Source organism: Geodermatophilus sp. URMC 65 (genome assembly GCF_053502545.1).
On record NZ_CP199954.1, the window covers coordinates 533,952 to 558,120 of the forward strand.

A 24,169-nucleotide genomic window follows, 5' to 3' on the forward strand; every position below is an offset into this window, starting at 1 on the left:
GTCACATACTGCCTTCCCTGCTGGCTGGGGCGTCGCCGGTGCTGTGGTTACACCCATGGTGGCGACCTGGTTTGCTGGAGCGACAGATGCTAGCGAGACAGCGGATCCGGGACAGCTGATCCCAAGGGTCCGTCGTCCTTCTCGATGTCGGGATGCCTAAGGCTGATTCATTAAACCAGTAGCGGCAGGGGTTCTGCAGATTCAAAGAAGAGGAGTGAGTAAGATGCGACGGCGCGGCTTCGATGCAGGTACCACAGTTACATTCAATCCGGGCAACGCAACGAAAACAGTGCGACTTCCTGGCTTTGTTGCGGACACCGTCGCGGTCGAGCGGCGCGGCGACTACTCTGGGCAGGGTGCCGCGGGCGCTTGGAAGCCGCCGGTGGATAAGAGCAAGATCGTGCCGCAGCAGCAACCGTGCGCGGATTTCCACGGGACGTGCACCGGCATCTGGCCAGGATATCGCGGGGAACAGTGCGTCCAAGGCGCTAGTGGATTCCAGCAATGCTGCACGGCTGCGGGTACGTGGCCGTATATCAGGGAGTGTCCGACCCCAGGTGGTGGCTGGCGTGTATCACGGGCTGGTTGTTGGGGGCCGTGTCTGTGACACCATCCCGCCTGTGTCGCGGCGGGTGGTGGAACTTTCAGGCTAGCTGAAGCTAGGACATGCTTCCACGCATATGGGGAGGGAGTAGCGTTTTGAGGCTGCCAGGCGCCACGGCGGAGTGGTCCTTGCGGAGGCGCGGAGACGTCTTCGTTCCTCAGTGGACTTGGGACCTGCAGAAGTGTTACTGCTCTGGCGGGGTCGTTGGGCGCGACTGTACGAGTCTGTGGTCCAGCCGGTGTTGCCGCAGGAACCTCCTGGGTCAGGTAGCAAATTGGGGATGTGACGTTGGGGGAAACTGCTGGTGCGAAGCCATCCCGATTGCATAATTGCATAGCGGTGCGGGCCCGGAGGAGAAACTGGTCGCGGCAGTCCTCGGTTGGGGACTGTGCGCAGCACCAAGGACAACAGTAAGGATCTTCACAGCGGCCCCGCGTCATGGAGGTGAGGACCAGGGCGGCAGGAGCGATGGTGCCGCCGCGCCACGAGCAGACGGTGATCCATGCGAGTGCCGCTTAGCAGCCGAGTAGCGCCTGGGCGCGCGTTTGGGCGGCGCGCGTAGCGCGGCGAGCAGCCAGATGTAGCGGAGGGTGTCGCAGTCCAGGTCGCCTCCACAGGCTGGCCGCTTGGCCGCCCGTGTGCGCGTCGATCCCGGCGCCGGAGGAGGCGCCCTTGTCGGCCTAGCACCGGGAGACGGACGGTGTGCGGATATAGCGCCGGCAGCACCCGTTCCGGAGCGGCTGCGCCGTAGCCGTGCCCCACGTCGCGGACCTCATCGGCGCCTTCGAGCGGTTCCTCCACGCCTGGAACGACCGGTGCCGATCGTTCACTCTGAACCAAGACCCACGCTCAACGTCGCACGCCTAGTCCCGACTCCGCTGTCCTCGAGTGTCCTCGGGTCCGCCTGCGCGGTCCCGGGTCCGGATTGCGCCTCCTATGTGGTGTCCTTCGGTGGAGTGTCCTTCGGTGGAATGTCCTTCGGTGGAGTGTCCTTCGGTGGAGTGTCCTTCGGTGGAGTGTCCTTCGGTGGAGTGTCCTTCGGTGGAATGTCCTTCGGTGGAATGTCCTTCGGTGGAATGTCCTTCGGTGGAATTACCGGCTCCTGACGTCGATGGCCTTCTGCCTCGGCGGAGGTTTGAGCCGTACGTGACCCGAAGTAAAAGCCTACGACCGTACCAAACACGCCTAGAAGTGAGGTGATGATCGTCTTGCGCAGGTCAGCCGCGTCAGACGCGGACGAAACCACCGCTGCCACCAGCGCAAGGCCTACGATCATGAGAATGCTAAGGGCCAGTAGCGTGCGCGTTAGACCGGTTACGCCAGTAGTAGGCCTGTCCATGCTGCGACCGATCACGTTGGCGTCGGTCGCATCCAGTTTGCCACTACTGACCAATTGGCGGATAATCTCAAGGCGCATCGATTGCATTCTTGCCGCCGTGCGGACGTCATAGGCGACAGCAGCGACAAGAAGGCCGACCAACACGAGCGAGACGCTGCCGATGAACCAAAGCTGGCCTGTGCCGCCGAGAGTTAACACTGGCCCCTACCTTTGATATGCTGGGACCGAGTGTGCTGACGACGTGCATAATTGGGCCGACCTGAGGCCGAACCGCCCCCGATCGACCGGCGAGAAGGGCCGTCTACGGAGGAGTCGTCCTCACTGAGGATGCCACTGTCAACCAGCACCTGGTGCAGCCCCGGCCACACGCCCGCATCGATCCACTGGTGCAACCGGCGCCAAGAGGTGACGCCGGAACATCCCACGAGCTCTGCCGGCAGTAGGTTCCACGGAGTGCCGGTCCTGAGCACGTATACGATGCCGGCCAGCGCTGCCCGATCGTCCGCCGGCCGACGCCCCGGATAGCGGTGGCGCCTCGGCCGCGGAGCTGGAAGTAGCGGGGCAACCCGCTCCCATAGTCCGTCGGGCAAGACGTCCTCAATCATGGGAACCAGCCTTATCTAGATCATTTGGGACGTACGGGTACCGCATCCGATTAGTCCCGTCTGAAGCTCCAGTTGCCCCGTTGCCTGCAATAGAGGGCTGGAGAGAGCGTTGACTCGACTCGGCACTGCACTCATCTGCGGCATCCGGACGCCGGACAGCACTTCATTTATACGGACCGCCTCGCTGAGTATAGACAAGCTGTATTACATCTTCGGTTCGTGATGTTAGGGTAAGATGGACTCAATGCGTTGCCCCGTTCGAGACATGGAGATTGGACACCCTCCGTCGTCTGTCTGGAGAAGGCAGACGCCGCCTCGTCTACATTGCTATATTTTCTGCCCTGTGACCGAGTAGGGCCGCACGGACTCTCCACCGGCACAGGAAATAGCGCCCCTAGGTTGCCGATTTGCACCTGGCTAGCATCGCGACAGGACGGGGACCCGACCCCTCTAGCACAGAAGGCCGAGCCCCCGCCCCTCGGTTGACTACGCATGTGGCTGCGTGGCCCCGTTTTCAGAAGTTCGGGAGCAGCGTCACGGCAACGGCCACATTGTTGCCGGAGATATCAGTCCACTGAGCTTGGGCGGAACCCGGAACGGCAACGTCGAATGAATTCCCGCCAATGAACGGGTTGCTCCACGTGATCTTGACCTCGCCGTCTGGGGAGTCATACGTGGCCCACCCCGACGTGCCGGTTGCGAACCCATTCGACTCACTGCCGAACGAGGCCCTCGAGCGGACCCGGATACTTTCCGGGGGCGTGGCGCTCTCATTGTTCGACCAGTCCCCACCACCCAAGCCGAAGTCTTTGCGGGTCAAGTTGTCGAACCCGTTGATGACCTCGATCCAGACGGAGCGTTCAGCCATGGCAACCTTCCTCTGGTCGTCTCCAGCAGATGCCTTCCGGACTCACCGAAGTCGAGGTGTACGAGGAAAGGATGGCCGCGCCGACATTGCACACTAGTAACCCAGAAGATGGGCGCACCCCGCCACGGCCGCTCCGGGATTGGACCTCGACTTCGATGAGTCAGAGGATCCTAGGGGGACTAGCGTCACGCCGACGTCACCAGCGCATCACCGAGCCATGGCTTATCTGAGCGGGCTGGTCCGGCCCGCCAGGGGCAGCTGCTCGAGGAGCTGAGCTTGCCAGCCGCGGCGCTCATGGCCGCATCCTGACCAGATCGGCCGGAGGAACGCCGCCCCGGCAGCCCTGTCGCTACGGGGATATCCACAGACGCTGTCCCTCGCAGCCAGAACGGTACGTCGTGCTCGTCGTCGTCAAGGCCAAGCCGCTGACGCGGTGGCCTGACGGCCAGCCTTGACACCGCCTGCGCGCGACGAATGGAACAACTAGCGAGGACCAGCAGAAAGACGGCCAGGCAGTCCTAAACCGAACTGTTCTGGAATCGGAGAGTCACCTTGTCCGACCCGTCTTCGGAGAGATCCCGGCGAGTACTGCAGGCGCGGATGGCTGCGCACGCGCTGCATGCTTGCGTCGCTGATGCGCAGGCACATACAGCACCCGCGCGGGCGAAGTTCCTGTCCCGGTTCGAGCATGAGGTCGATCCGGAGGGCGTTCTGGAGCCGCAGGAACGTGCCAGACGCGCGGAGCATGCGAAGAAGGCCTACTTCCTCAACCTCGCCATGGCATCACGCGAAGCCCGTACGCAGAAGCGCCGGAAGTAGTCAGGAGGACAGTCATGGCCAAGATCTACGTCCCCGCAGACGGTGCGTGCGAGATCCTCGACGATATCGACTTCATGTCGTCCACCCAAACGATCCGCTTCAGTCTGGAAGGCATTGACTATGAGTTTGACCTGTCTGCAGCGAACCTGCAGCAACTTCGTGACTGTCTCCGGCCGTACATCGCGATCAGTCACATTGTTGGTCGCGACACGACAAGTCAACGAAACGAAGTGACTAGTCCGTGAACACCTGGCAGTACAGCACCGGCGCGAACCAGTCCGGCAGGTCCTTATCCTCTTCAGCGTGACTCGCTAGACCAAGCCGGCGATAAGACGGATTGAAGATGTTGTGCCGGTTCGTCGTTCCGACGAGGAGCTTCTTCAAGACCTCCCCTGGTGTTGCGCCTGTCGCGATATTCTCGCCGCAGTAGGTGAAGGACACATCCGCATCCCGCAGTCGGCGGTCGATGGTTTGCCGTTCGTCATGCATTAGTTGTGGACGCACGGCACCGCACCACGTCAGGTAGATGACACGCCGCCGCGCGACGTGGTCAAGCTGTCTGTCTCGAGTCAGCGGGTGAATACCATGAGCCGCCCGCCCCTCATTGACGAGCCGAAGCATCGTCTGTAGGTCGAACGACCGAAGCATGGAACAAGTATCTGAGTGCTCAGCCGGCCTGTCTAGCTATCACAGAGCGTCTGCGAGCGCCCCGCACCAGTAGCAGAGCGGCGACGCGAAACGGATATCACTCCTTGCTTTTGGGGTTTATACTCTCACGTCACACGGAAGCTTTTAGAGAGGAGTCCATCGTGGGACAGCGGACCATCTACTACGACGACCTCGACGAGACCGAGGGCGCAGAGAGGATCACCTTCGCCTTGGAGGGCAAGGAGTACGAGATCGACCTGTCAGAGAAGAACGCCGAGCGGTTGCGCTCTGCGCTGCAGGAGTTTATCGAGAAGGCTAGGCCCGTTGTGGCCCGGCCGGCCACGTCCCTCGCCCCGGACCGGACGTCGCGACGTCGCAGTAGTGGCAGCGGTCGTGATGACATTCAGGCGATCCGCCAGTGGGCGAAGGACAATGGGTACGGGGTCAGTCCCCGCGGCAGGATCAAACAGGAGGTCATCAACGCTTACGAAGAGGCGCACAAGTAGCACGCTGTAGAAGCACGCAGAGCGTGGGATGGCTTCGAGTCGTCTCCGCGTCTGGTTTGTAGGGGTCGAGATGGACCAGCCGTCAACTTCCTGCAGGCCCTGGCGCCGCACAACCATTGGCTATGGCGACCGACGCTTCTCCTGCCCAGCCGAACCCCATCCGAGCCGTTGCTTACGTCCGTGTCAGCCAGGCCCGCGACGGCACAATCAGTCCCGAGCTCCAGCTGCGCGCCATCGAGGAGCACTGCCGGCAGCGCGGCTACCTCGTCACCGAGACGCTTCAAGACCTCGACCTCAGCGGCCGGTTCTGGCCCCACCGCCAGATGGAGCGGGCCATCACCATGATCGAGCACGGCCAGGCCGACGCCATCGTTGTCTGGCGCTGGTCCCGGGTATCGCGCAATCGCCTCGACTGGGCGCTGGCCGTCGACCGGGTCGAGGCCGCTGGCGGCGCCCTGGAGTCGGCCACCGAGGGATTCGACACCACCACCTCGACGGGGCGGCTAGCCCGCGGCGTCCTGGCCGAGCTGGCGGCGTTCGAGTCAGACCGCGTCGGCGACGTCTGGCGCGAGATCCGGGAGCGACGCGTGGCCCTCGGCCTGCCCGGCAACGGCCAGGCCATGTTCGGCTACCGCAAGCGCAACGGGCAATACGTGCCGGATCGGCGTACCGGGCCCATCCTGGCCGAGCTGTACCGCCGCGCAATCCGTGGCACATCATTCGCCGCGCTGGCGCGGTGGCTGAACAGCCACCGCATCCCGACGGCCGCATCCAGCGGCACCCACGGCGCCTGGACGGGCCACGGCCTCGCCCGGCTGCTGGACCTCGGCTTCGCCGCCGGCTACGTCACGCACGGCGGCAAGCTGGTGCCCGGCGCCCAGCAGCCGCTGATCACCGCCGAGGTCTGGAGTGCCTACCGCGCCCGCCGCGACGCCTCCCGCTACCACCCGCGGCAGTCGTCCGACGACTTCCTGGTGGCCGGCCTGGTCTGGTGCGCCTGCGGCAACCGGATGGCCGCGGTGCACGCCGGGGCGCCGTCGTACTGCCGCTACCAATGCCGCAAGCACCCGCCCCGGCGCCCCGGCCAATCCATCATCCGCGCCCGCCTCGACGACATGGTGCACAGCTGGCTCACCGCCCTCGTCGACGACCCGGCCCTCCGCGACGACGTCGAGACGGCCGCCCAGCAGTGGGTGCAGCAGCAGGCCAACCGCGCCGTAGAGGTCCGAAAGCAGCTCGCGCGGACCACGACGCCACCGGAGCAGCGGATGGAGCTGGCAGCGGAACTGGAGCAGGTCCGCACGCTGGCCGCGGCACGGCCACCCACCACACGAGCGACCGCGCTGCTGGAGGACTGGGACGTGCTCGACGGCCCGGCCCGCCAACGGCGACTGACGACCCTGGTCCGCCGCATCGACGTGGAGAACATCCGTCCGACACCGCTGCTCGACATTTGGACCACCTGGGGCACCGTGATGGCCTGGAGCGGAGTCCAGGCCGAACGAACCGGCCCCTCCCGTCCACGCCTCCCAGAGGCGCTGCCGGCGGCGGCCCCCACGGCGCCAGCGACCGACCCCCTGCAGCTCCTCACGCCGGCCGAGGCCGCCCGCGTCGCCGGTGTGAAGGTCCACACCGTCCGGAGCTGGGATGTGGCCGGCCATCTGCCGCACACCCAGATGGCCCCCGACGGCGCCACTCGCCGCTACGCCATCCAGGACCTGCGCAAGATGCGCTCGCGCTACAAGACAAATGGCCTCTGGGTCGCCCTATAGACGAAGGCCGTCCTTCGGGCAGCGGTGGCCGTGGCCGCCCGGCCAGCGTGCCCGCACTAGTTGCAATCACCAATATTTTATCGCGTCGCATAGGGTTTCTTCCCCGGCACAGCTCGACCGCGTGCCCTTCACCCGGACCAAGGACTCCATCACCGTCATCGCCAATGCCACCGATCCGCGAAACCGCAAGATCTCGCCCACACGCTCGCCCTTCAAGGGTCAGCACGGCTGACCACGGGACCCACCACTGGGTAGTGACGAGCCTGCGGGCTGCCGCCTTACAGCGGCAACGGCCGCAGTCGGTTCACCACAGACGACACCAAGGCAACCGCCAAGTCCGACTCGGCTCTGGTTGGCGTCTTGTTGTTATGGATGGCGTCATTCCGGAGTTGGACCACGTCCTGCTTGACATTCGCTGGCAGGCCTGCTTGCGCGCCAATCTTCTTAACATACGTGCCGAGTGTCGGTGGCCGGCCAGGACGATGAAGGCTGAGCTTCGTTACAGTCCTATTGAAGTCGGCGAGAGTCAGCTCCAAGGCAGAGCCAGCATCGATTGCCGCACGACGGTACTGCCCGCGCCGCACGGCCGCACGACTGTCACGCAAGAGAAGGTGAGCGTCGTCGAACATCGCAGCCTCGTTGGCTAGCTGAACCGCCCGTCGCAGCAAAGGCAGGGTCAACGGTTCATCGTCGCGCGCGTTTATGGTGATACGGCTCGCGGTGGCAGGAAGCGAGAGCTGACCACTTTCGTCGGCGACGACTCCCAGGCTTCTACCCGGCACCCGGACCTCCCGCAGCGGATGATCCGAGTCCAGGTCCTGGTCAGACTTGACCTCGACCCAGGTCCGTAAACCCTCAAACCAGTCGTCGATTGACGCGAACAGGCTATCTACCAGTTCGCCCTGAGGACGTCCGCGCCCTTCGGAGTACTCGCTGTAACTGACGTCAGCCCTGGCAGCCGGAAAGCGGAGGGCGACCGCGCTAACGTGCGCCTTGAGGACGACCTTAGCAGCCGGGTTCCATTGGCTGACCTTGCCCCAGCCAGCACGGCGCAAGCCGCCATGGTGCTCGACATACTGCACGGCCTTAGCCGGCAGTGTCGGCGCAACAACCTGCGGCTCCTCCCCGTTCCAGACCACTTCCGGCAGCAGTAGTTCGCCTGACCTGCCAGCAATCTTAACGTGAATTGACTCACCGAAGCACTTGGGCGTGAGCGTCAGAACAGACGGCAGCTCATACCATCCAATCAGCGTGACCGCGCTCATGTCGTCCACCCCTGGAGTCATGACTCGATTATCGCATGCCCGGCCAGGCCGGTGAGTGGCGGCGGCGATGTTGGATTCTGCGACGGCTCGCTGGTGAGCAGGACATGCGTGAGCGCTGCGCTGATCTGTGTCTTCGGCCGAGTTTGCCGGTCAGGTGTGGTTTTGGTGCCGTCGAGCGGAGATCTGTCGTTCGATCATACCGAGAATACGATAGTGGAAGTTGAGGATTCGAACGGCTTCCATTCGGGTGTAGCCGTCTCGATCCGCCCGTCGGACAACAACCTGTGATGAGCAGCACCAGGAAGCATGCTTGGATCGAGCGGATGCACCGCATTCGCGTTGTGGTACACATCCATCCCCTCGATCCACGCCTCCGGGTATCCCGGGCTTACGATGTGCACGAAAGGTAGAGCCTCAGAGGCGTTCGGATCGATGTCCGCGACTGTTCCTCGGCGAACGAGCACGGTATTGCTCGAGCCGAACCCTGCACGGACTCCCATCCGGTTGAACTTCGAGATCGTTCCTCCGCTATTAAAGACAACGGCGCTGACATTCTCGGCCCCCGGAAGTGAGAAGAACCCGGACGGCACTGTCTTCGTGCCCCAGTGGTGCGCTACAACGCGTTGGGGCCTTACGGTCAGCGATCCGCTTGAGCCGCGCTCGGCTTCGTGTTTGTACCCGTAGAGATAGACCGGAAGCGCGGAGCCGCTGTATCGCATCGACATCGTGTCGTGAAAATCCTGAATCGCGAACACTAGCGGCTTGCCAGAGGATGCGGGTTTGGTCCAGTATTCCTTGCCCAGCTTCGTCGTTAGTGGGCCGGCATATCGTATGGGTAAATAGTGGTGAACATACGCGTCTGCGTCTTCATCCTCACTGGGCCGTGCGCTCGCCGCAGGCCGACCGTCTGGGCCGAGCGTCGGATTGATGGTGGTCGCTTCTAGTGTGAACTCGCCTTGGATGCCCTTGGCCAAGAAATCAGGCGAGGGTGTGGGGCGTTCTACTTTGAGACCCGCTTCCGTGAGAGCGGCGAACAGATACAACTCCCAGATCCGCGTGTCGAAACCCGTAGTCTGAAACTGCTCCACGAAGTTCCCGTCAATGTCCTCGTACCAGCGCATCATGGCGCTAATAATCTCGCGTGCTGCAGAGAACTCGTCACCGGAGCTGAGCCTGCGGAAGTGAGGGTGAAGTCTCGCGCCTCTGACAACTGGGGTAAAGAAGTCAACAGTCTTCCCAGTCTCGTCACCATGCACGCGTTGCTCATCGAGATGAGGCAGCAGGCTTGTTACTCGTCGGAACAAGTCGACGAGTGCTTGCTCGGGCGTCTCAAAGAACTCAGTCGCTGCGACCCAGCGGAATCTATCCATAAGATCCCGCGCGAGGATGATTGCGCAGTATTCCCCGTCAGTATCGAGAACGAGCGTCGCGAGAACATTTCCGCCCGCATCCTCGAACCACGCGAGCTCCTGCATGAAGACCGTCGCGAGCGGTGCACGACAGTAGGCCGCTAGGGCGTCAAATCGGGCACGAGAGATTGCTCGCATCTACGGGGTCCTTTTGATTACTCGTGCGACGGCACCGTCCACACCACGAGGAAGGTTAGCATACTGAGCGGGCGGCGATACGGTTCGGAGTCACCGTCATGTCGCACAAAATCTATTCTACGGCGGAGTTTTAGCCTCAAGAGTCAGGTCAGCGGTATGCTTAGAGGTCGAAACAAGCCTATAACCCGCCGGAATCGCGGCTATAGGACATTGGTGGTCCGTCTCATGGTCCGCGTGGCGTGTGACGCTTCGGTCCCGTGCCGTCCTGCATCGGGCTTGAAGCTCCTCCGCTGGTGCCCTAGAGATCATCAAGGGCGGGGGTTACAGGAACGGTCCGAACTCGAGTCCGGTACCGGCGAGGAAGCCGAGCAGCAGCCCTGGGCGGTACTGCATCCGTCTGAGCCGGGTCTTCACCAGCGCGGTCAGTTCGACGAGGGTGTGCTTGATCAGGTTGGCCAGCGACCGCTTCAGGTGTGACCACACCGGCTCCACCGGATTGAGCTCATGGGCGTACGGCGGCAGCCGGTAGACGGTCAGCCAGGGCCGGGCGGCGATGAGCTCGCTCATCGCGGCGCTGGTGTGGGTGTTGAGGTTGTCCCAGACCAGCACGATCGGGCCGCCGAGCCGCTGGTGCGCGGCGTCGAGCAGGGCGGCGTAGTCGGCCTCGGTGAACCCCTTGCGCCGCCCGCCGCGCCGGCCGCGGTAGGTGCGGTAGATCAGCCGGGGCCGGTGCCCGGGCCGGGTGGCCAGCAGCGCGGCCAGCGACAGCCGCGGGCTGTTTCGGGCGGTCACCCGCACCACCGGCGTGCGGCCGCGGCGGCCCCAGGTGCGCCCCGTCGGCGGCCTCAGCCCCTGGCCGGATTCGTCCTCGAAGACCAGCCAGGCGGCCAGGTCCGCCGCCGTCCTTTTATCTCCGGCCAGCTCTCCTCCCGCCAGGCGGTGATCCGCTCCTCGTCCCGCTCGGCGGCCTGCCGGGCGGGGACCTGCACGCTCTAGCCGAGGCGGTGCAGCAGCAGATCCAGCCCGGGCAGGGTGTAGTCCACGCCGAACTTCGCGTGCACGACCTCGGCGATGCGCGGCAGCGTCCAGCACTGGTCATCCCAGCCCCAGGCGGTCGGGCCGGCGTCGAGCACCACTTGTAGTTCGTCGAGTTGGACCGGGCTCAGCCGGCAGCGCGCCCCGCCGGCTCCCTTCGAGGCCAGCGCCGGCCGGCCACCGGCGGTCAGCGCGCGGTGCCACCGGTTGGCCGACATCCGGGTCACGCGGAAGTGCTCGGCCACCTCCCGGTCGGTGGCCCCTTCCTCGAACCACTCGGCCGCCGCCAGCCGCACCCGTTCTCGGCGGGCGCGCTCCTCGGCGTCCAGCCCGCCACCATCGGGGTACCTCATGCCTCCGGCATAGCGCAGCCTGCCCCGACTGTCAGTAGGGCTTCTAACGTCCGCCGTTAACGATCTCTAGACGCTAGGGACGTGTTTCGTAACGACCGGCGTTACCGTCCAAGAAGTGCAATAGGTCATCGAGGCCGCCCCGAGCTGGCAGGACCTCGTGGACCTGGCCAGCGGCGGCTAAGCCCTCCGGTGCCGGTGGCCGACGCCAGCTACGGCATCCACGCCGCCTTCCGCGCTGGCATCGCCGCCCGCGGCGGAGGGCATCAAAAGCCCCCCGGCCGCCCGCCGCCGACGGAACGGCAAGCTACATGCGGCCCGCTGCCGGTGGCCCGACCACTGAGCGTCTGACCACCGCAGTTCACTCAGCGATCCGATCACTGGCTCTCGGACCGGCTGGCCGACACCATCCGCCGAACCGGTCTGGCTGGTCGAAGTCTGCTGGCCGATCGAACAGAATCACCGCGAGCTGAGGACCGGCGCGGGGCTAGATCGCGCTTCGAGGGCCGCACCTTCACCGGCTGGCACCGCCACGTCACCCTGGTCACCGGCGCCCAGCTGTTCATCAGCAGCCTGCGGCCAGGCCATGAGCGGCAGCGCCGGCCGGCCTGAGCCTCTACGCGGTCCTGCACGGACTGCAGGCTCCGGTAGCGACCTGGACCGGAACCTGCATCGTCTGGGACACCCCCTCGACAGCCGGGCGCGAGCGCCGACCTAACGAAGCACTACTAGTCCTCGTCGATGACCTCTTCGGCGCGTGCCTTCTCCGCCAGCTCGACGAGCGAGCCCTTTCCTGGCCAGAACCAGCGGCTTGGACCCTGCACTGCCTTTGGCCGAGTCCCAGTTGCGAGTTCGCGCATGTGCAGAACCAACCCGCTTGGCGAATAGCGCTGCCCGTCTCCAGCCCAGATAAGCGGCGTTGATCGATTACTCGTCCAGGTAGCCTTTGCAAAGTCCGGGTTCGCAGCTAGCCAAGGAGCGAGCGCCTTACGCTCCGGCCTGCCGCCCGCGCGGAACTCGAGCTGGGTGTTTTCCGGAATATAGCCCGAGTCCACCAGGATTGCGACCGCATTCGCACGCTTTCCGCTGAGCTCGGAGGTTGACGAGCGGTAGCCCTCGGGAAGCTCGGGCACGGGTTGACCAGACTCCATGCCTTCCAGTACACGAGCGACGACTGTCTGGCTCCGTTCACCACTCTTGCATGCCGCGATCACGTGACTCGTTGGACCGAACTCAGTGTCAATTGCGTGAATCAGCCACTCCACTGCCGACGCCGTGACCACTGGCGCCTTCTCGAGTTCCTCGTCCCAGTCGCACGCCGGATCGTCGATTCTATCCATGCGGACCTTCCGGAACGCGATATGCGCAATAAGGAGATCCCCGTACGTCGCGACGGCAGACGCTCTACCTTGGAGGTCCCCGGCGGCCTCTTCCAGATTCGCCCTCACCGCACGCAATAGCTGGACTGAGCGCCAAGTGCGATACGCGTTCGGGTGCTTGCCGAAGATCAACCGATACGTCTCCCTCTCCCAAAGCAGTGAGACATCGCGCTTGGCGCGCGCCGCAAGATCCGCCCTGCGGTCCGCGCAAGCGAGTGCGATAGCGGCCTCGACTATTGAACACCCGTCACTCGGGCTCGGCTCCGTCTCCCCTCGCTTGATAACGTACCGCTTGTCCAGCGACACTTTGAAGTCTTCTCGGAGCCTGTGCTGATCCTGATCGAGCGTCGCGAAATCCCGACTCTCGACCTGATTCTGAGTGTTGGTCTTCTGAGTTACTTCAGTGCCAAAATCTTCTGGGCAATTCTCAAGGGAGATGAGTCGGACGAGGACTCTCCCAGCAGCGGCTTTGTCAGGGCGGAGCTTGAAGGCGCGGTGGGCCGCTGCGACAGTCTGCGCCCCATTGACAACGCTGGCACCGACTAGACGGAAGTCGCCAGGACCACCGGGGGTATTTGCGAACCTGGCCGTCTTACCGATCGAGTCAGCAAGTACGGTAATCCCATTGTTAAAGTACCAGAAGTGATCCGGGCTCTTTGTCAGCGTGTCGATGATGCCTGCGTTGACCTCGGTAAGATCGAGTGAGTCGCGTATGTTCTTCGAGAACAGCGCTCGTCCGTGCTCTTCGTACCAGTTTGCGACTTCTGCAACTGCGATGGTTCCGTAATATGCCTCATAGGGCTCTCGCTGAATGTTCCAGCCGTCGACGCGTGCCTCGATGTCAATCTTCGGCTCCGCAGTGTCGCCCAGTATCGCCCGGTGGAAATGTTTGAGGCCTAGCACCCGGTGATCGACCATCGGCTGAGCATAGTTGAGCTTATCGCATTCCTCGTCGATTATCGCCTGCACGTCAGCATGGATTGTGGCGTCCCCGAGTAGTGCCGAGATAATCGTGATTCCGACAGCGGGGTTGCTCAACACTTCATCAACATCGCTGGCCATCGCTTGAAACCGCGAGTTGAAGAGGTCATACTCTGAGTTGAAGATTTTGTTCAGACCTCTAATGAATTTGAGTACTGCGTCCTGGCCGAGTCCGGCTGCTCCCCTATCGCTCCACTTGGCCTGGACGATCCAGAGATGCGGCGCCTTGCCTTCTGCCGAGACTGCCACCGCGTCGATTCCCATGTCGTCGCGGCCGTCAATCACCGTTGCAGCAGCCTGATCGTCACTGCAGCCGGTCTCCATCTGGACCGCGAGTGCAGCGAGTGCTCGGCTTCTGAAGGCCGACTGCCTGTCCGACTCGGACTTGCCGGCGAGATCCGTGACGTCGATCAGGTCTCCGAAGCGCCGCTCGAGCGCTTCACGAACGTGGCGGATCTGAACTGGGTTCAAGCCGCTGACTCCCTCTCCCACCATGACGAACGATCACACTCTAGTGGGGTGTGGCCTCCCTCGATCGTTGGGCCGGATGGGGCTATCGCCGACCCACGGTGCGAGGGATACAAGGCCGTTGGCGACCAGGATCCAGACAGCTGGGTCCTGCCTGGTCGCGGCGGGTCAGGTCCTGGCGCGCCTGCTGGATCGAGTAGGTTCGGTCGTCAACGGCATCATGCCCGACCGTCACGCAGAGCGAGGATGAGTTACGCTGGGTACCCCGACGAGCTTCGCGCCGCCCGTGACCATTGCGACCGCAGCAGTCCCCGAAGGCCTGGTCAGCGACTTCTTGACCGGACGACTCTTTCGTGACACGCCCGAAGAGTACGTCCGCCAGAACGTTGAGAAGGCGCTCGTACGCGGTTACCGGTACGCGGCTGGTGACTGCGAGCCCGAGTTTCCGATCAAGGTGGGCTCCTCGCGCAGGCGCGTGGACATCGTGGTCTTCCGGCCAGGCACAGAGCACAAGCAGGAGAACGCCTGGATCCTCGTGGAGACCAAGCGACCCGGAACGAGTACTGCCAACCGCAAGGACGGGATCGAGCAGCTGCGGTCGTACATGGCTGCGTGTATGAACGTTGAGTACGGCATGTGGACCAACGGCGACGATCAGCTCCTGATTGCCAAGCGCCGGACCGCAACCGGGTTCGTGTTTGAGGATGACATCATTGCCATCCCAGCTGCTGGCCAGTCCGAAGAAGACGCACAGCGTCCGAAGCGCAAGGACCTGAAGCCAGCAACCGCAGATAACCTGCTCTTCGCCTTCCGCCGCTGTCACAACTACATCGCGGGCACGGAAGGCAAGCAGAAGCCAGAAGCATTCTGGGAGCTTCTCAAGCTCATCTTCTGCAAGATCGAGGATGAGAAGAGCCGGGTCCTGGAGTTTTACGCATCAGCGGCAGAGCGGAACAACGCAACCCTTGCGGCATCGGCCAGGAAGCGCATTCAACGGCTGTTTGAGGACAAGGTGCTTCGCAAGTACCCGCAGATCTTCACTGAGACTGACTCCATTATCGATCTCAAGCCCACGGTCGTTGCTTTCGTCGTCACTCAGCTGCAGGGCTTTTCCCTCCTTGCCTCGCCAGTCGACGTCAAGGGCGTCGCGTATGAGGAGATCGTTGGCAGTAATCTGCGCGGCGATCGTGGTGAATTTTTCACGCCACGCAATGCCTGCCGCATGGCAGTCACCATGCTTAATCCCCAGCCGGACGAGCGCCTACTCGACCCGACCTGTGGCACCGGCGGCTTCCTTATCATGGCCATGAACGCCGCGCTAGAGCATATCGAGAACGAGGAACGGGCCGAGTGGGTCGACCCAACCAACGGCACCGATGCCGAGCGCCGGCAGCTTTGGTACCGACGAAATGAGTACCTTTCTCAATGCGTCTTCGGTGCTGATCTGAACCCCGGGCTCGTACGTGCTGCCAAGATGAACATGGTCATGAATAATGACGGCTCGGGCGGACTGTTTCAGGCGAATACGCTCGCGAACCCACGGTCGTGGGAGCCTGGAGCCGCAACAAGTCTTGCGCTGGGCACAATCGACGTCATCGTCTCTAATCCTCCGTTCGGCGCCAACATCCTCATCGACGACGAGGAGATCCTTCGCCAGTATGACCTGGCCGCCATGTGGGACCGCTCGCCCCACGGAGGGTGGACGATGCGCACAGACGCAAGCGGCCAACCGATGCTACAGAAGTCGCAGCCGCCGGAGATCCTCTTCATTGAGCGCTGCATCCAGTTCCTGCGTCCGGGCACAGGTCGGATGGCTATGGTCATCCCCAACGGCATCCTCAACAATCCCGCACTCGGCTATGTACGACACTGGATCTTGTCCCACACTCAGGTCCTCGCGGTGGTGGATATGGCGCGTGAGCTATTCCAGCCAAAGAACGACACGCAAACCAGCATGGTATTGCTGCGCCGACTCTCGGACGATGAGCGCGTCTCAGCCGAGGCGGAAGGCCTCGACTACCCAATCTTCATGGCAGTCACCCGAAGCATTGGCCATGACAAGCGAGGCAACGTCGTGTACCGGCGAACGGATGACGGGGACGACGTGTGGGTAGAACGAATCGACACCATCTCTGAGATCGACCCAGCTTCCGGCGAGGAGGTCCTCCGGCAGGTCACGACCAAGGACCGGATAATCGACGATGAGCTCCCTGAGGTTGCCGAAGCGTACCTTCGCTGGCTCGGTGAGACCGCATGACGATCGCTCTCACTGGCATCCGGCCCCGCACCACGGTCCGCTCACGGTCTGTCCAGGTACATGACCGGCTCGATGCGGCCTTTTTCGCCGACCACTTTGTGCAGGCGAGAGAAACGCTCCTCCTGATCGAGGCTGCCGGCACGCAGATCGCACCGCTTCGTGAGCTTGGCCGCGTCTGGGATCCACCGCGGTTCGCACGCGCTTGGGCCGCACCAGACGAGGACGGTGTCCCGTACCTCCGGCCTTACGACGTATTTGACTACCTTCCTGACGCCGTGCAACGGCTGTCTGTCACGCGCAACCGGGGCATCGAGGACCTCCGCCTCACGGCTGGCACCATCCTGCAGACGTGTTCCGGCAGGAACCTCGGTCCCAACACCATCGTTGATGAGGATCTCGCCGGCTTCTGCCTCAGCCATGACATGGTGCGGATCGACATCACGGATGACGTGTTGCGGCTGTACGTCTTGGCCTACCTGCAGTCGGACATCGGCCAGACGCTGCTCCGGAGAAATCGCAGCGGCTCCGTGATCGACCACATCACGGCAGAGGATGTCGGCTCAGTTCCAGTGCCCGTCGTACCGGAGGACGTGATGCACAGCATCGCGGTCCGTATGCACCACGCAGTCACTGCGCGGCAGGCAGCCCGGCGCGACCTGCGCTGGGCTCTCGATCACCTTGCAGACACGACAACCCCAGCGCCGCGCTGGACCCAGTGGCCCCAGCCCGCTCGATCCCTCCTAGCCGACCGGCTCGACGCGGCGTATCACCACCCAGTCGTTCAGCGCGCACGGCGCGACGCTGCAGCGCATGGCGGCCCGCTCATCGGTACGCTAGCTACAGCACGGCTGCCCGTTCGCTACAAGCGGTATTACGTGCACGGCGATAACGGCAGACCCATCGTCAGCGGACGCCAGTTGCTGCAGCCGGAGCCGATCAATCTGCGCCGCGTCTCGGATCGCTCCTTCAAGAACCCGGAGGAGTACGAGCTCAGGGCGGGCATGACCATCTTTGGCGCGGTTGGCCGGTCAGAGGGGAGGCAGGCCTGGCCCGCGCTGGTGACTGCCGATCGGGATGGTTGGCTCGCCAGCAACGACGTCATGCGGCTCGTTCCGAAGCCCGATCAGCGGCCAGGTGCCCTCTGGCTTGGCGTCGCTGCACCACGGACCCAGGTGCAAATCAAGGCGCTCTCGTTTGGCAGCGTTGTTGATCACATGAACCCCTGGGACGTCCAGCAGATTGCGATCCCAGCAGTCTCCGACGACGTTGCTACCGTCGTGGAGTCCGCCTGGGACAACTATGCGGCCGCTGTCTTGTCCGCTGCCGACGCACGACTCATGGTGCAAGACGTACTCAGCTGCCGGCTGTAAGTCACCCTGAAGGAGGCGACCGCGGCCTCCGGCGTCAATGGTGGCCCATGTCACCCTAGCTACAGCGCGTGCTCCTGAAGCTGCCGGTCCATCTCGACCCGTGCTTGCTCGGCGTAACCGGCCGCAGTCCAGCGGCTGACGCCCAGCGCCTGTTGAAGCACCTTCTGACTGGTTCCCTGCCTGAGAGTATGGACGGCGAAGGTGGCCCGCAGGCTCTGGACAGAGGCACCGCGGATGCCAGCGGCCTGCAAGTGCTTGTTCACCGCGTCCTCGATGGACCGCGGCCCCATACCGCGGCGGAACTTGCTCACGAAGACGCTGTCGTCCTGCGCGTCTGCCGGACGCACCAGGAGGTAGCCCCTGAGCGCCTCACAGGCCGTCGAGTTGAGCGTCACCAGCCGCTGGCGCCGGCCATGCCACACGCCAACGCTCCCGCCGCATTCCGGGCCTTCTCGGTGGCCTGGCAGCTCGACGTCGGACAAGCGGAGATGTGCGACCTCAGAGAGCCGAAGGCCCGTCTGCAGCAGCAGCTCGATGAGTGCGGCGTCCCGTGGCACGTGTCGCGCCGCCAGGCGGAGCCGTTCGTACTCCCCCTGGGTCAGGTAACGAGGCTGTCGTGGATCAAGGTGGGGTGGCACCACGTCAGCTGCCGGATTGCCGGTTCGATGGCCGGCCTGCTCGAGAAACTGGAAGAACGAGCGGATGACGGCCAGCTTGCGCCGGCGAGTGGTGTTGGTGAGGACTTGGCGGTCAAGTTGCGCCAGAAAGCCCTCGAGGTGCCGGCGCTGGACTGCGTCGATGGTCGTCACGCCGACCAATGCCAGGTACTCCCCCAGCTGCCGAAGATCCGTCAGGTACTCCCGCCGCGTCCGTCGTGCGTAGTTGCGGCTTGCGAGCCGAGTTTCACTGTAAGCGGTAAGTGCGTCGGAAAAGGTAAGCGGACTATTCATCTACGTTAGTTATAGCGAATTCGCTGCTCCTTCGTCAAATGCCCTCCATTCCGCAGAAGCCCGCGCACGCACTAAACGAGGCGAGGGTTCTCCGCCTAACGTGGGTATTAGACGAAGATACCCGCCTGAACCTAGTACTCTTCCGGCAGGAGTATCGTCGTGACGCTCCTGTCCGCCTCAGTTATGACCCACAACTTTCCCTCACCCACCTTATACGCCGATAAGATGCGCAGGTGTCGAAGCACTGAGAACTCGTTCTCCTGCTTGTCCTCTTCGTCCAGATCTCCCCAGTCACCCTGCACGTGCCGCAGGAGCAACTTCACCGGGTTGACGTTGAGCCGCTTCATCGTCTTGACTGCTCCCCGAGTCGTGACGATCCGTCCAAGCTTGAACCGCCCGTGTATCACTGTCATTGCCTGATCACCCCCTCACTGTTGCTGCGAAAGCTGTAGTACTTGTCAGGGGTGAAGACGATGTGATCAAGAAGCGCGATACCGAGGATTTCCCCTGCATCGTGCATCTTGGTTGTCACCCGGATGTCATCCTCCGACGGGTCAACGCCACCGCTCGGGTGATTGTGCGCGATGATGATGGCCGCTGAACCCTCGAAGACTGCTCGACGAAATGTCTCTCGAGGGTGCACCGACACGTGGTTCAAGACACCGATATGCACCAGCTCGACAAGTTTGACTGTCTGCCGGGCATCTAGGTGCATGACGTAGTAGTGCTCTCGCTCGCGAGCAATCTTGTCCTCAAGGGCAAGAAGATTTCGGAATACTGCTGCAACCTGTGCCGCATCTCGTACTTGTATTTGCTTTGCTTCTCGTAAAAGGATCATAGGTTTCTCGAAGGCCTGCCTGCCTTCGGATACCAGCACAGCGAGAAGCGCAAGGTGAATCGTCAACGGCCGAAGATCCGTCAGCTGACGGAGTGCCTTGACGAGAGGAAGCGTCAGGCGTCCTCGTATCGGCTAAGAGAACAGTCCTGACAGGTAGATAAAGATGAGGGGACCGACAGACCACAGGATAAGGATCACAGCGAGGGCGATGAGCAACCGCTTCACCCACCGGGGCATATAGTCTCGCTCCGACAGTTCCCGTTGCCTTCTCCGTGGCCGACGCGCTTTGGGTGACATGGAACGCCTCCTGGGAGTGTCACCGATCCGTGTCCTGTGATGGATGGGCAAGCCCTGACGTACGGCAAGATCGTCGACCTGTCTGCCTGCCGGGGCAAGGTCTCCCCAATCCCTCCGGTCGGTTGCTCGGCCGAGGAATCGTCACAGTAGGAACTTGCTCGCTCGATCCGGTTCGGCCGGCCAGAGCACCTCGACACGGGAGGCTGCCGCGAGGATCGGCGCAGTGTCGACAACGGTCTTGGTCTCCGTGATGTCGAACCGTGGCCACGTGCAGCTGAACGTCAGCGCTCCTGCTGGCGGCAGGGGTGAGAGCCAGTAGGGCTGACGGGTGGTGCGACCGCTGCTGCTGGCCCTGCCGGCAACGAAGAAGATCTGATCATCCTTGTCCCCCGCTGGCTCGATGGCGTTGGAGCCTGGTCGTCCATCGGCATACGCCACGTCCAGCCACAGCCAGTCCTCTGCGTCCTCCGGCTCGACGTGAATCCGTCGGCTGCGGCTGAGCCCCTCGGCGACAGACCTGCCAGGGGATCGCTCCCGCACCACGATGGTCACGTCCATGCCCAGGCCGGTGCTGAAGACCTGGACACCTGTGACGGTGACGACGGCCTGGTCACTCCGGCCAAGCACCCCGAACGGCTCGATCCCCACCGGCAACTCGTTCTCTGGTGCCTGCGTCCGCCGCTTCTTGTCCATCCCGCCAGACGGCATGCGCAAGTGTCCTCCCTGCCAGGCCACACCGAGCCTCCTGACGCCCATCAAGCGGGTGGCGGCTCCTCCCGCCACCGCGCCTGTGCGCCACGTCGGCCGCGGAGGCTCAGCGTCAAGGGGTGAGGCAGAAGGATCTGTGATCGAGCGCAGCGTCCCCGCAGGGGCGATCAAGATGCTTGTGCCCCCTTGACGCTGAGGGCGGCCGAGGAAAGCTCGGGGCGTCAGAAGAGGACAGTCCCCGTCAGGGGGCGTGCAAGGTACCCAGCCCTGCGCCGGCTGTGAGGCGCGACCCGCCATGAGCACAGGGGTAACTGATGGATGCAATCCGCATCGTGGATCAGTTCCACTACCACACCCAAGTTGTCTTCGGGCTTGATGTCCAGTCGGATAACAACCAGTGGCCAAGAGTCGTTGGATGTAGTTTGCTCAGTCAAGCAGGCGATATACACGACCTGCCGGCCAGATGGCTGCGATCCGCAGGGCTAGCCTTGTGGGATATTAAAATGACAACCGCACTCGCAGAGTTCTGTACTGACCCCGGTGAGCCTGGTGGCTATATGCGCGCGTATGGGGGGCGGATCATGTTTGCCCTGTGGCCGGATAATGCATTTCGAACCCGCCTGGCGGACACGGGTTGGGTGCCCTGGGAAGCAACTAGCATGGTTGGCGCATCAGCTGCGGGGTTTGATGCGCAGGATCAATACATCGAAAGCAAATACGGCGGCCGGCTGGACGCGTGGGCTCAGCAAGCATGAATGAATCGGAAGTTACCGAAGTAGTCCGGTTCTTCCTCGTTCCTCTCGTATCCACCATGAATATTCGAGCGCCGGTCAGGCTCCACAACGAGGCGGTACGAGCCGATGATCACGATAAGCCGCTTACCTTCATCCTCGAGCTGCCACCTGCCATACCAGGAGTACTCGTACCGCGGCGAGCTGCGGAACGGCAGCGGCATAAAGAGATCTTGCTCAGTCAAAACGCCGCCCGCGGAAAACTGGAGCACTCGGGACACCCCGTGTTGAGCGACCTTCACCCAATACCCTTGCATGAGCTCCTCGACGCTGAAAGGCTGGACCTCGCTCTGAGGATATAGAAAGGTCATCGGCTTTCTCCTCTTACGGCAGGTCAACCAGGCTGTCTGGGGTATCGAGGTCAAGGACATACCAATAGTGTCCGCCGAAAAACTCCTGCGGCGACAACGTGACCGGAGACTCGTTCGTGAACGCGAAGAGGTCGACGTAGCGGTCGAACAACCCACGAGCTCGTAGCTCTTGCATGGTCCACAGGCGGAGCTGCTTCCGGCGTCCTGGGGTAGGCGTTACGACCATGACGGTCACGTAGGGATCAGGCAGCAACGTCCTGGCGCTGGGAGAAGCAACCCAGCTGACGAGAGCGGCAACCTTGTCCCGCCAGACCCGCTCTCGCTCGGTGGCTTGATCAACCTCAAGAACGAAGTGTTGCGTTGTGCCTGCTGTCCACAGGGAGAAGACGCCATCGGGAACGACGGTGACCTGGCGGGCTGGTGCATAGCCCGAGACTCCGGGAACCGCGACCCGCAACGACAGCCGCCGCAACTCCCGCTCAAGCACGAGCTGGGTGAGCTGGACGTCCCACACCTCGTCCATCAGGCGCTCCGCGCTGATCAGGACGTCGATGACCGCCAAGGTGTGCCGCATGTACAGGAAGTTGCGTGACGCCTGCATCACCTCCGAGGGGCGGTAATAGGACGGAACCGCGACACCTTGCGCTGCGAGGACCTTGCGGCCCCGCCACCCGAGCGCATGGACACGCGGCGAGGAACCCTCCGCCGGCCGAGGCATGCCGTCGAGAGCCGCCAGGTACTCCTCCCTGCTGAGGCACAGGAGCCGGCGCTGGGCGTATCGGTGCTTGTCTCGGGTGTTGTTCGGCCAGATCAGGCGGTTGGCCTGCGCAGCCGTCAGGTACCGATAACGGTTCACGGCGCTGAGCACCGCGATATCAACGGGGTGCAGGCTGCGTGGTCGGGTCGTCATGGCGGCCTCGCGGGGGTTTGCGGGTGTGCTTGGGGCGAACTCCTGGGATCCCGTCAGGGCGGTGTGGTGTGGCAGGTGGCGCGGGCTGCTCAGTCGGGGCTTCCGAGTACTCCGCCGCCGGCGGCGGCTGTGCCAGTCGCTTGTCGATCCTCTTGAGCAGCTGGCTCTGCTTGATCCCGTCTCGTCGGGCAAGTTCGGCGCGGATGGGGTCAGTGACGATGCTGTCCTGGAACTGGTTACGGTCGAGGTCCTCGATGCTGACCTCGTTCAGCTCGGTCGGCAGTTCGCCTTCCCGCTCGCTCTGACCGACCAGGAAGTGAAACTTCTTCAGGTTAAGGAAGACCCGGCTGTTCTCGTAGTTCTGTTCCCCCCGGGTAAACCACGTCACCTGATCGCCAGCCGACACCAGCTTATCCTCGTAGAACCGCCCGGTGCCTTTTCGCACCTTCTCGAACCGGGTTCGCCTGGCTTTCTCCTTGTACGGGTCAATAGTGAAGTACCGCCGGGCAAGTTCTTCGGCAGCCTGGTTGTCAGACATCTGCCCCAGGATGACGGTCCCCATGGACAATACGGTCTGGCGCATCTTCGGTGGCAGCTGGAAGAGCTCTTGGGTTGCCAGCGTGACCCAGACCCCATGTGACCGGGAGATCTGGTTGACCAGCTCATTAATATCCGCAGTCAAGAGATCGGCGTTTGTCCCGGCGGTGCCCACCATATAGGTCAGCTCGTCGATGATGAAACTGACCGGGTCACGCATCTTGCTGTGCCCGCGATGCTTGATGAAGGTCAAGAAGGAGTTGTACACCCACAGCAGCGCGAACTTCTTCATCTCATCGGGCATGCCTCGGAAGTCGATGAGGACGGCTTGCTTCTTCTTGACGACGTCGTCCCAGGTGATGCTGGGGGCTGTGCCACCGAAGACGGCCTTGAACGTCGGATCGAGCCGCAGTGGCCGCAGCTTGTTGCGCAGCGACATGAGCTGGCTGAGTCGATCCCGGTCACTCATCACCGCCAGCATTCGCAGGTCGTCGATCGCCTCGACGGTCTCCGGGTACTCCTTCTCGAGTCGCTGCAGCTGCGGCTCCCAGGCCGTGGGGTCTCGAAGCAGATCCCACAGGTGGTAGATCCCCAAGCCCAACGCGCACAGGACGATGCCCCCGGGATGGGCCGCACCCGAGAGGGCGTTGAATCCCTGCACCCCCGCGGTCTGCAGCGCGGGGTCGACACGGGCGATGACGTCAACGAAGCGCTGCGCGCGGGTACTGAACGACTCCCCCGTCTTGGCTTCGTAGTAGATCGGCCACGACGACACGTAGCCCTGGTAGCCGCTCATGGGCACGTACCGGACGCGCTTCCAGTACTCCCGCTGCTTCTGAAGCGATGGCCCCCGGCGGATTTTGTCGAGGAAGTTGTCGATGGTGCCGCCGACGGGATCGAGGATGATCAGCGGGACATCGTGAAGGAAGTCCTGCCAGGCAAGGCCCCGACCCATGAGGCGAGACTTCCCGGACCCCTTGGGTGCAGCGATGAAGGTACCCATCCCCCGAGCAG

At 63.1% G+C, this 24,169-nt stretch carries 21 protein-coding genes and 1 pseudogene; 6 read left to right on the plus strand and 16 right to left on the minus strand.

Going from position 1 to position 24,169, the window contains the following annotated elements; all coding sequences use genetic code 11:
• Positions 1-1,538: 1,538 nt before the first annotated feature.
• The 3 genes and pseudogenes from ACWIX7_RS02525 to ACWIX7_RS02535 all read right to left on the minus strand — a co-directional run bounded on the left by ACWIX7_RS02525 (position 1,539) and on the right by ACWIX7_RS02535 (position 3,416).
• Positions 1,539-2,141: a hypothetical protein gene (locus tag ACWIX7_RS02525; RefSeq protein ID WP_448620053.1), complete on the minus strand. Its 603-nt coding sequence runs from the start codon at positions 2,139-2,141 to the stop codon at positions 1,539-1,541.
• 53 nt (positions 2,142-2,194) lie between these two features.
• Positions 2,195-2,548: pseudogene (locus tag ACWIX7_RS02530) on the minus strand (transposase); the annotation flags it as partial.
• A 514-nt stretch (positions 2,549-3,062) separates the two neighbouring features.
• The gene (locus tag ACWIX7_RS02535) at positions 3,063-3,416 is read right to left on the minus strand and encodes a hypothetical protein (RefSeq protein ID WP_448620054.1); all 354 of its coding nucleotides are present in this window, start codon (positions 3,414-3,416) and stop codon (positions 3,063-3,065) included.
• 833 nt (positions 3,417-4,249) lie between these two features.
• Between ACWIX7_RS02535 and ACWIX7_RS02540 the strand changes: the two genes are divergently transcribed.
• Entirely contained in the window at positions 4,250-4,480 is a 231-nt protein-coding gene (locus tag ACWIX7_RS02540) for an Lsr2 dimerization domain-containing protein (protein ID WP_448620055.1), read from the plus strand.
• Here the strand turns inward: ACWIX7_RS02540 and ACWIX7_RS02545 are convergent.
• On the minus strand, positions 4,470-4,883 hold the full coding sequence (locus tag ACWIX7_RS02545; protein ID WP_448620056.1) for a CAP domain-containing protein: 414 nt from the start codon (positions 4,881-4,883) through the stop codon (positions 4,470-4,472). The two genes, ACWIX7_RS02540 and ACWIX7_RS02545, sit on opposite strands and share 11 nt — an antisense overlap.
• Positions 4,884-5,044: 161 nt before the next feature.
• Here ACWIX7_RS02545 and ACWIX7_RS02550 point away from each other — a divergent pair, with 161 nt between their 5' ends.
• Both ACWIX7_RS02550 and ACWIX7_RS02555 read left to right on the plus strand, forming a co-directional pair.
• Positions 5,045-5,389, plus strand: coding sequence for a histone-like nucleoid-structuring protein Lsr2 (locus ACWIX7_RS02550; RefSeq protein ID WP_448620057.1), 345 nt, complete (start codon positions 5,045-5,047; stop codon positions 5,387-5,389).
• 122 nt (positions 5,390-5,511) lie between these two features.
• Positions 5,512-7,161 carry a recombinase family protein gene (locus ACWIX7_RS02555; protein WP_448620058.1) on the plus strand — a complete coding sequence of 550 codons (1,650 nt, stop codon included), beginning with the start codon at positions 5,512-5,514 and terminating at the stop codon, positions 7,159-7,161.
• Positions 7,162-7,439: 278 nt separating this feature from the next.
• Here ACWIX7_RS02555 and ACWIX7_RS02560 read toward each other — a convergent pair whose 3' ends face one another.
• The 5 genes from ACWIX7_RS02560 to ACWIX7_RS02580 form a co-directional block, all read right to left on the minus strand.
• Complete coding sequence (locus ACWIX7_RS02560) at positions 7,440-8,426, minus strand: hypothetical protein (RefSeq protein WP_448620059.1); 987 nt, start codon at positions 8,424-8,426, stop codon at positions 7,440-7,442.
• 194 nt (positions 8,427-8,620) lie between these two features.
• Positions 8,621-9,901 carry a hypothetical protein gene (locus ACWIX7_RS02565; protein ID WP_448620060.1) on the minus strand — a complete coding sequence of 427 codons (1,281 nt, stop codon included), beginning with the start codon at positions 9,899-9,901 and terminating at the stop codon, positions 8,621-8,623.
• Positions 9,902-10,294: 393 nt separating this feature from the next.
• Positions 10,295-11,065, minus strand: a complete 771-nt coding sequence (locus ACWIX7_RS02570) for a transposase (RefSeq protein WP_448620061.1) — start codon at positions 11,063-11,065, stop codon at positions 10,295-10,297.
• Positions 10,966-11,361 (minus strand): helix-turn-helix domain-containing protein, encoded by a 396-nt coding sequence (locus ACWIX7_RS02575; RefSeq protein ID WP_448620062.1) that lies wholly within the window; start codon positions 11,359-11,361, stop codon positions 10,966-10,968. The genes ACWIX7_RS02570 and ACWIX7_RS02575 overlap by 100 nt, the downstream gene beginning before the upstream one ends.
• Before the next feature lie 725 nt (positions 11,362-12,086).
• Positions 12,087-14,210, minus strand: a complete 2,124-nt coding sequence (locus tag ACWIX7_RS02580; protein ID WP_448620063.1) for an AIPR family protein — start codon at positions 14,208-14,210, stop codon at positions 12,087-12,089.
• A 262-nt stretch (positions 14,211-14,472) separates the two neighbouring features.
• Between ACWIX7_RS02580 and ACWIX7_RS02585 the strand changes: the two genes are divergently transcribed.
• Positions 14,473-16,443 carry an N-6 DNA methylase gene (locus ACWIX7_RS02585; protein ID WP_448620064.1) on the plus strand — a complete coding sequence of 657 codons (1,971 nt, stop codon included), beginning with the start codon at positions 14,473-14,475 and terminating at the stop codon, positions 16,441-16,443.
• The gene (locus ACWIX7_RS02590) at positions 16,440-17,813 is read left to right on the plus strand and encodes a hypothetical protein (RefSeq protein ID WP_448620065.1); all 1,374 of its coding nucleotides are present in this window, start codon (positions 16,440-16,442) and stop codon (positions 17,811-17,813) included. Before ACWIX7_RS02585 ends, ACWIX7_RS02590 begins: the two co-directional genes overlap by 4 nt.
• Before the next feature lie 59 nt (positions 17,814-17,872).
• Here ACWIX7_RS02590 and ACWIX7_RS02595 read toward each other — a convergent pair whose 3' ends face one another.
• From ACWIX7_RS02595 to ACWIX7_RS02610, 4 genes are all read right to left on the minus strand, one after another.
• Complete coding sequence (locus ACWIX7_RS02595; RefSeq protein ID WP_448620066.1) at positions 17,873-18,763, minus strand: tyrosine-type recombinase/integrase; 891 nt, start codon at positions 18,761-18,763, stop codon at positions 17,873-17,875.
• 131 nt (positions 18,764-18,894) lie between these two features.
• Positions 18,895-19,110, minus strand: coding sequence for a hypothetical protein (locus ACWIX7_RS02600; protein WP_448620067.1), 216 nt, complete (start codon positions 19,108-19,110; stop codon positions 18,895-18,897).
• Positions 19,111-19,172: 62 nt separating this feature from the next.
• Entirely contained in the window at positions 19,173-19,640 is a 468-nt protein-coding gene (locus ACWIX7_RS02605) for a JAB domain-containing protein (protein ID WP_448620068.1), read from the minus strand.
• Between the two features lie 399 nt (positions 19,641-20,039).
• A complete protein-coding gene (locus ACWIX7_RS02610) occupies positions 20,040-20,591 on the minus strand; it encodes a hypothetical protein (protein ID WP_448620069.1) in 552 nt (183 codons plus the stop codon).
• A gap of 329 nt (positions 20,592-20,920) precedes the next feature.
• On the opposite strand from ACWIX7_RS02610, the gene ACWIX7_RS02615 reads away from it, so the two are divergent.
• Complete coding sequence (locus ACWIX7_RS02615) at positions 20,921-21,361, plus strand: hypothetical protein (protein WP_448620070.1); 441 nt, start codon at positions 20,921-20,923, stop codon at positions 21,359-21,361.
• Here ACWIX7_RS02615 and ACWIX7_RS02620 read toward each other — a convergent pair.
• Genes ACWIX7_RS02620 through ACWIX7_RS02630 form a run of 3 tightly spaced genes read right to left on the minus strand, consistent with a single transcriptional unit; the run spans position 21,349 to position 24,158 of the window.
• On the minus strand, positions 21,349-21,708 hold the full coding sequence (locus ACWIX7_RS02620) for a hypothetical protein (RefSeq protein ID WP_448620071.1): 360 nt from the start codon (positions 21,706-21,708) through the stop codon (positions 21,349-21,351). The two genes, ACWIX7_RS02615 and ACWIX7_RS02620, sit on opposite strands and share 13 nt — an antisense overlap.
• A 13-nt stretch (positions 21,709-21,721) precedes the next feature.
• Complete coding sequence (locus ACWIX7_RS02625) at positions 21,722-22,618, minus strand: replication-relaxation family protein (RefSeq protein WP_448620072.1); 897 nt, start codon at positions 22,616-22,618, stop codon at positions 21,722-21,724.
• The gene (locus ACWIX7_RS02630) at positions 22,584-24,158 is read right to left on the minus strand and encodes a hypothetical protein (RefSeq protein WP_448620073.1); all 1,575 of its coding nucleotides are present in this window, start codon (positions 24,156-24,158) and stop codon (positions 22,584-22,586) included. The genes ACWIX7_RS02625 and ACWIX7_RS02630 overlap by 35 nt, the downstream gene beginning before the upstream one ends.
• Positions 24,159-24,169 lie beyond the last annotated feature (11 nt).

Coding starts and splice junctions, on each gene's coding strand:
- ACWIX7_RS02610 (WP_448620069.1), bottom strand. CDS start 20,591: ATGGACAAGAAGCGGCGGACGCAGGCACCAGAGAACGAGTTGCCGGTG.
- ACWIX7_RS02575 (WP_448620062.1), bottom strand. CDS start 11,361: ATGAGGTACCCCGATGGTGGCGGGCTGGACGCCGAGGAGCGCGCCCGC.
- ACWIX7_RS02615 (WP_448620070.1), top strand. CDS start 20,921: ATGGATGCAATCCGCATCGTGGATCAGTTCCACTACCACACCCAAGTT.
- ACWIX7_RS02545 (WP_448620056.1), bottom strand. CDS start 4,883: ATGCTTCGGTCGTTCGACCTACAGACGATGCTTCGGCTCGTCAATGAG.
- ACWIX7_RS02600 (WP_448620067.1), bottom strand. CDS start 19,110: ATGAAGCGGCTCAACGTCAACCCGGTGAAGTTGCTCCTGCGGCACGTG.
- ACWIX7_RS02620 (WP_448620071.1), bottom strand. CDS start 21,708: ATGACCTTTCTATATCCTCAGAGCGAGGTCCAGCCTTTCAGCGTCGAG.
- ACWIX7_RS02535 (WP_448620054.1), bottom strand. CDS start 3,416: ATGGCTGAACGCTCCGTCTGGATCGAGGTCATCAACGGGTTCGACAAC.
- ACWIX7_RS02565 (WP_448620060.1), bottom strand. CDS start 9,901: ATGCAGGAGCTCGCGTGGTTCGAGGATGCGGGCGGAAATGTTCTCGCG.
- ACWIX7_RS02590 (WP_448620065.1), top strand. CDS start 16,440: ATGACGATCGCTCTCACTGGCATCCGGCCCCGCACCACGGTCCGCTCA.
- ACWIX7_RS02595 (WP_448620066.1), bottom strand. CDS start 18,763: ATGAATAGTCCGCTTACCTTTTCCGACGCACTTACCGCTTACAGTGAA.
- ACWIX7_RS02540 (WP_448620055.1), top strand. CDS start 4,250: ATGGCCAAGATCTACGTCCCCGCAGACGGTGCGTGCGAGATCCTCGAC.
- ACWIX7_RS02555 (WP_448620058.1), top strand. CDS start 5,512: ATGGCGACCGACGCTTCTCCTGCCCAGCCGAACCCCATCCGAGCCGTT.
- ACWIX7_RS02560 (WP_448620059.1), bottom strand. CDS start 8,426: ATGAGCGCGGTCACGCTGATTGGATGGTATGAGCTGCCGTCTGTTCTG.
- ACWIX7_RS02625 (WP_448620072.1), bottom strand. CDS start 22,618: ATGACGACCCGACCACGCAGCCTGCACCCCGTTGATATCGCGGTGCTC.
- ACWIX7_RS02630 (WP_448620073.1), bottom strand. CDS start 24,158: ATGGGTACCTTCATCGCTGCACCCAAGGGGTCCGGGAAGTCTCGCCTC.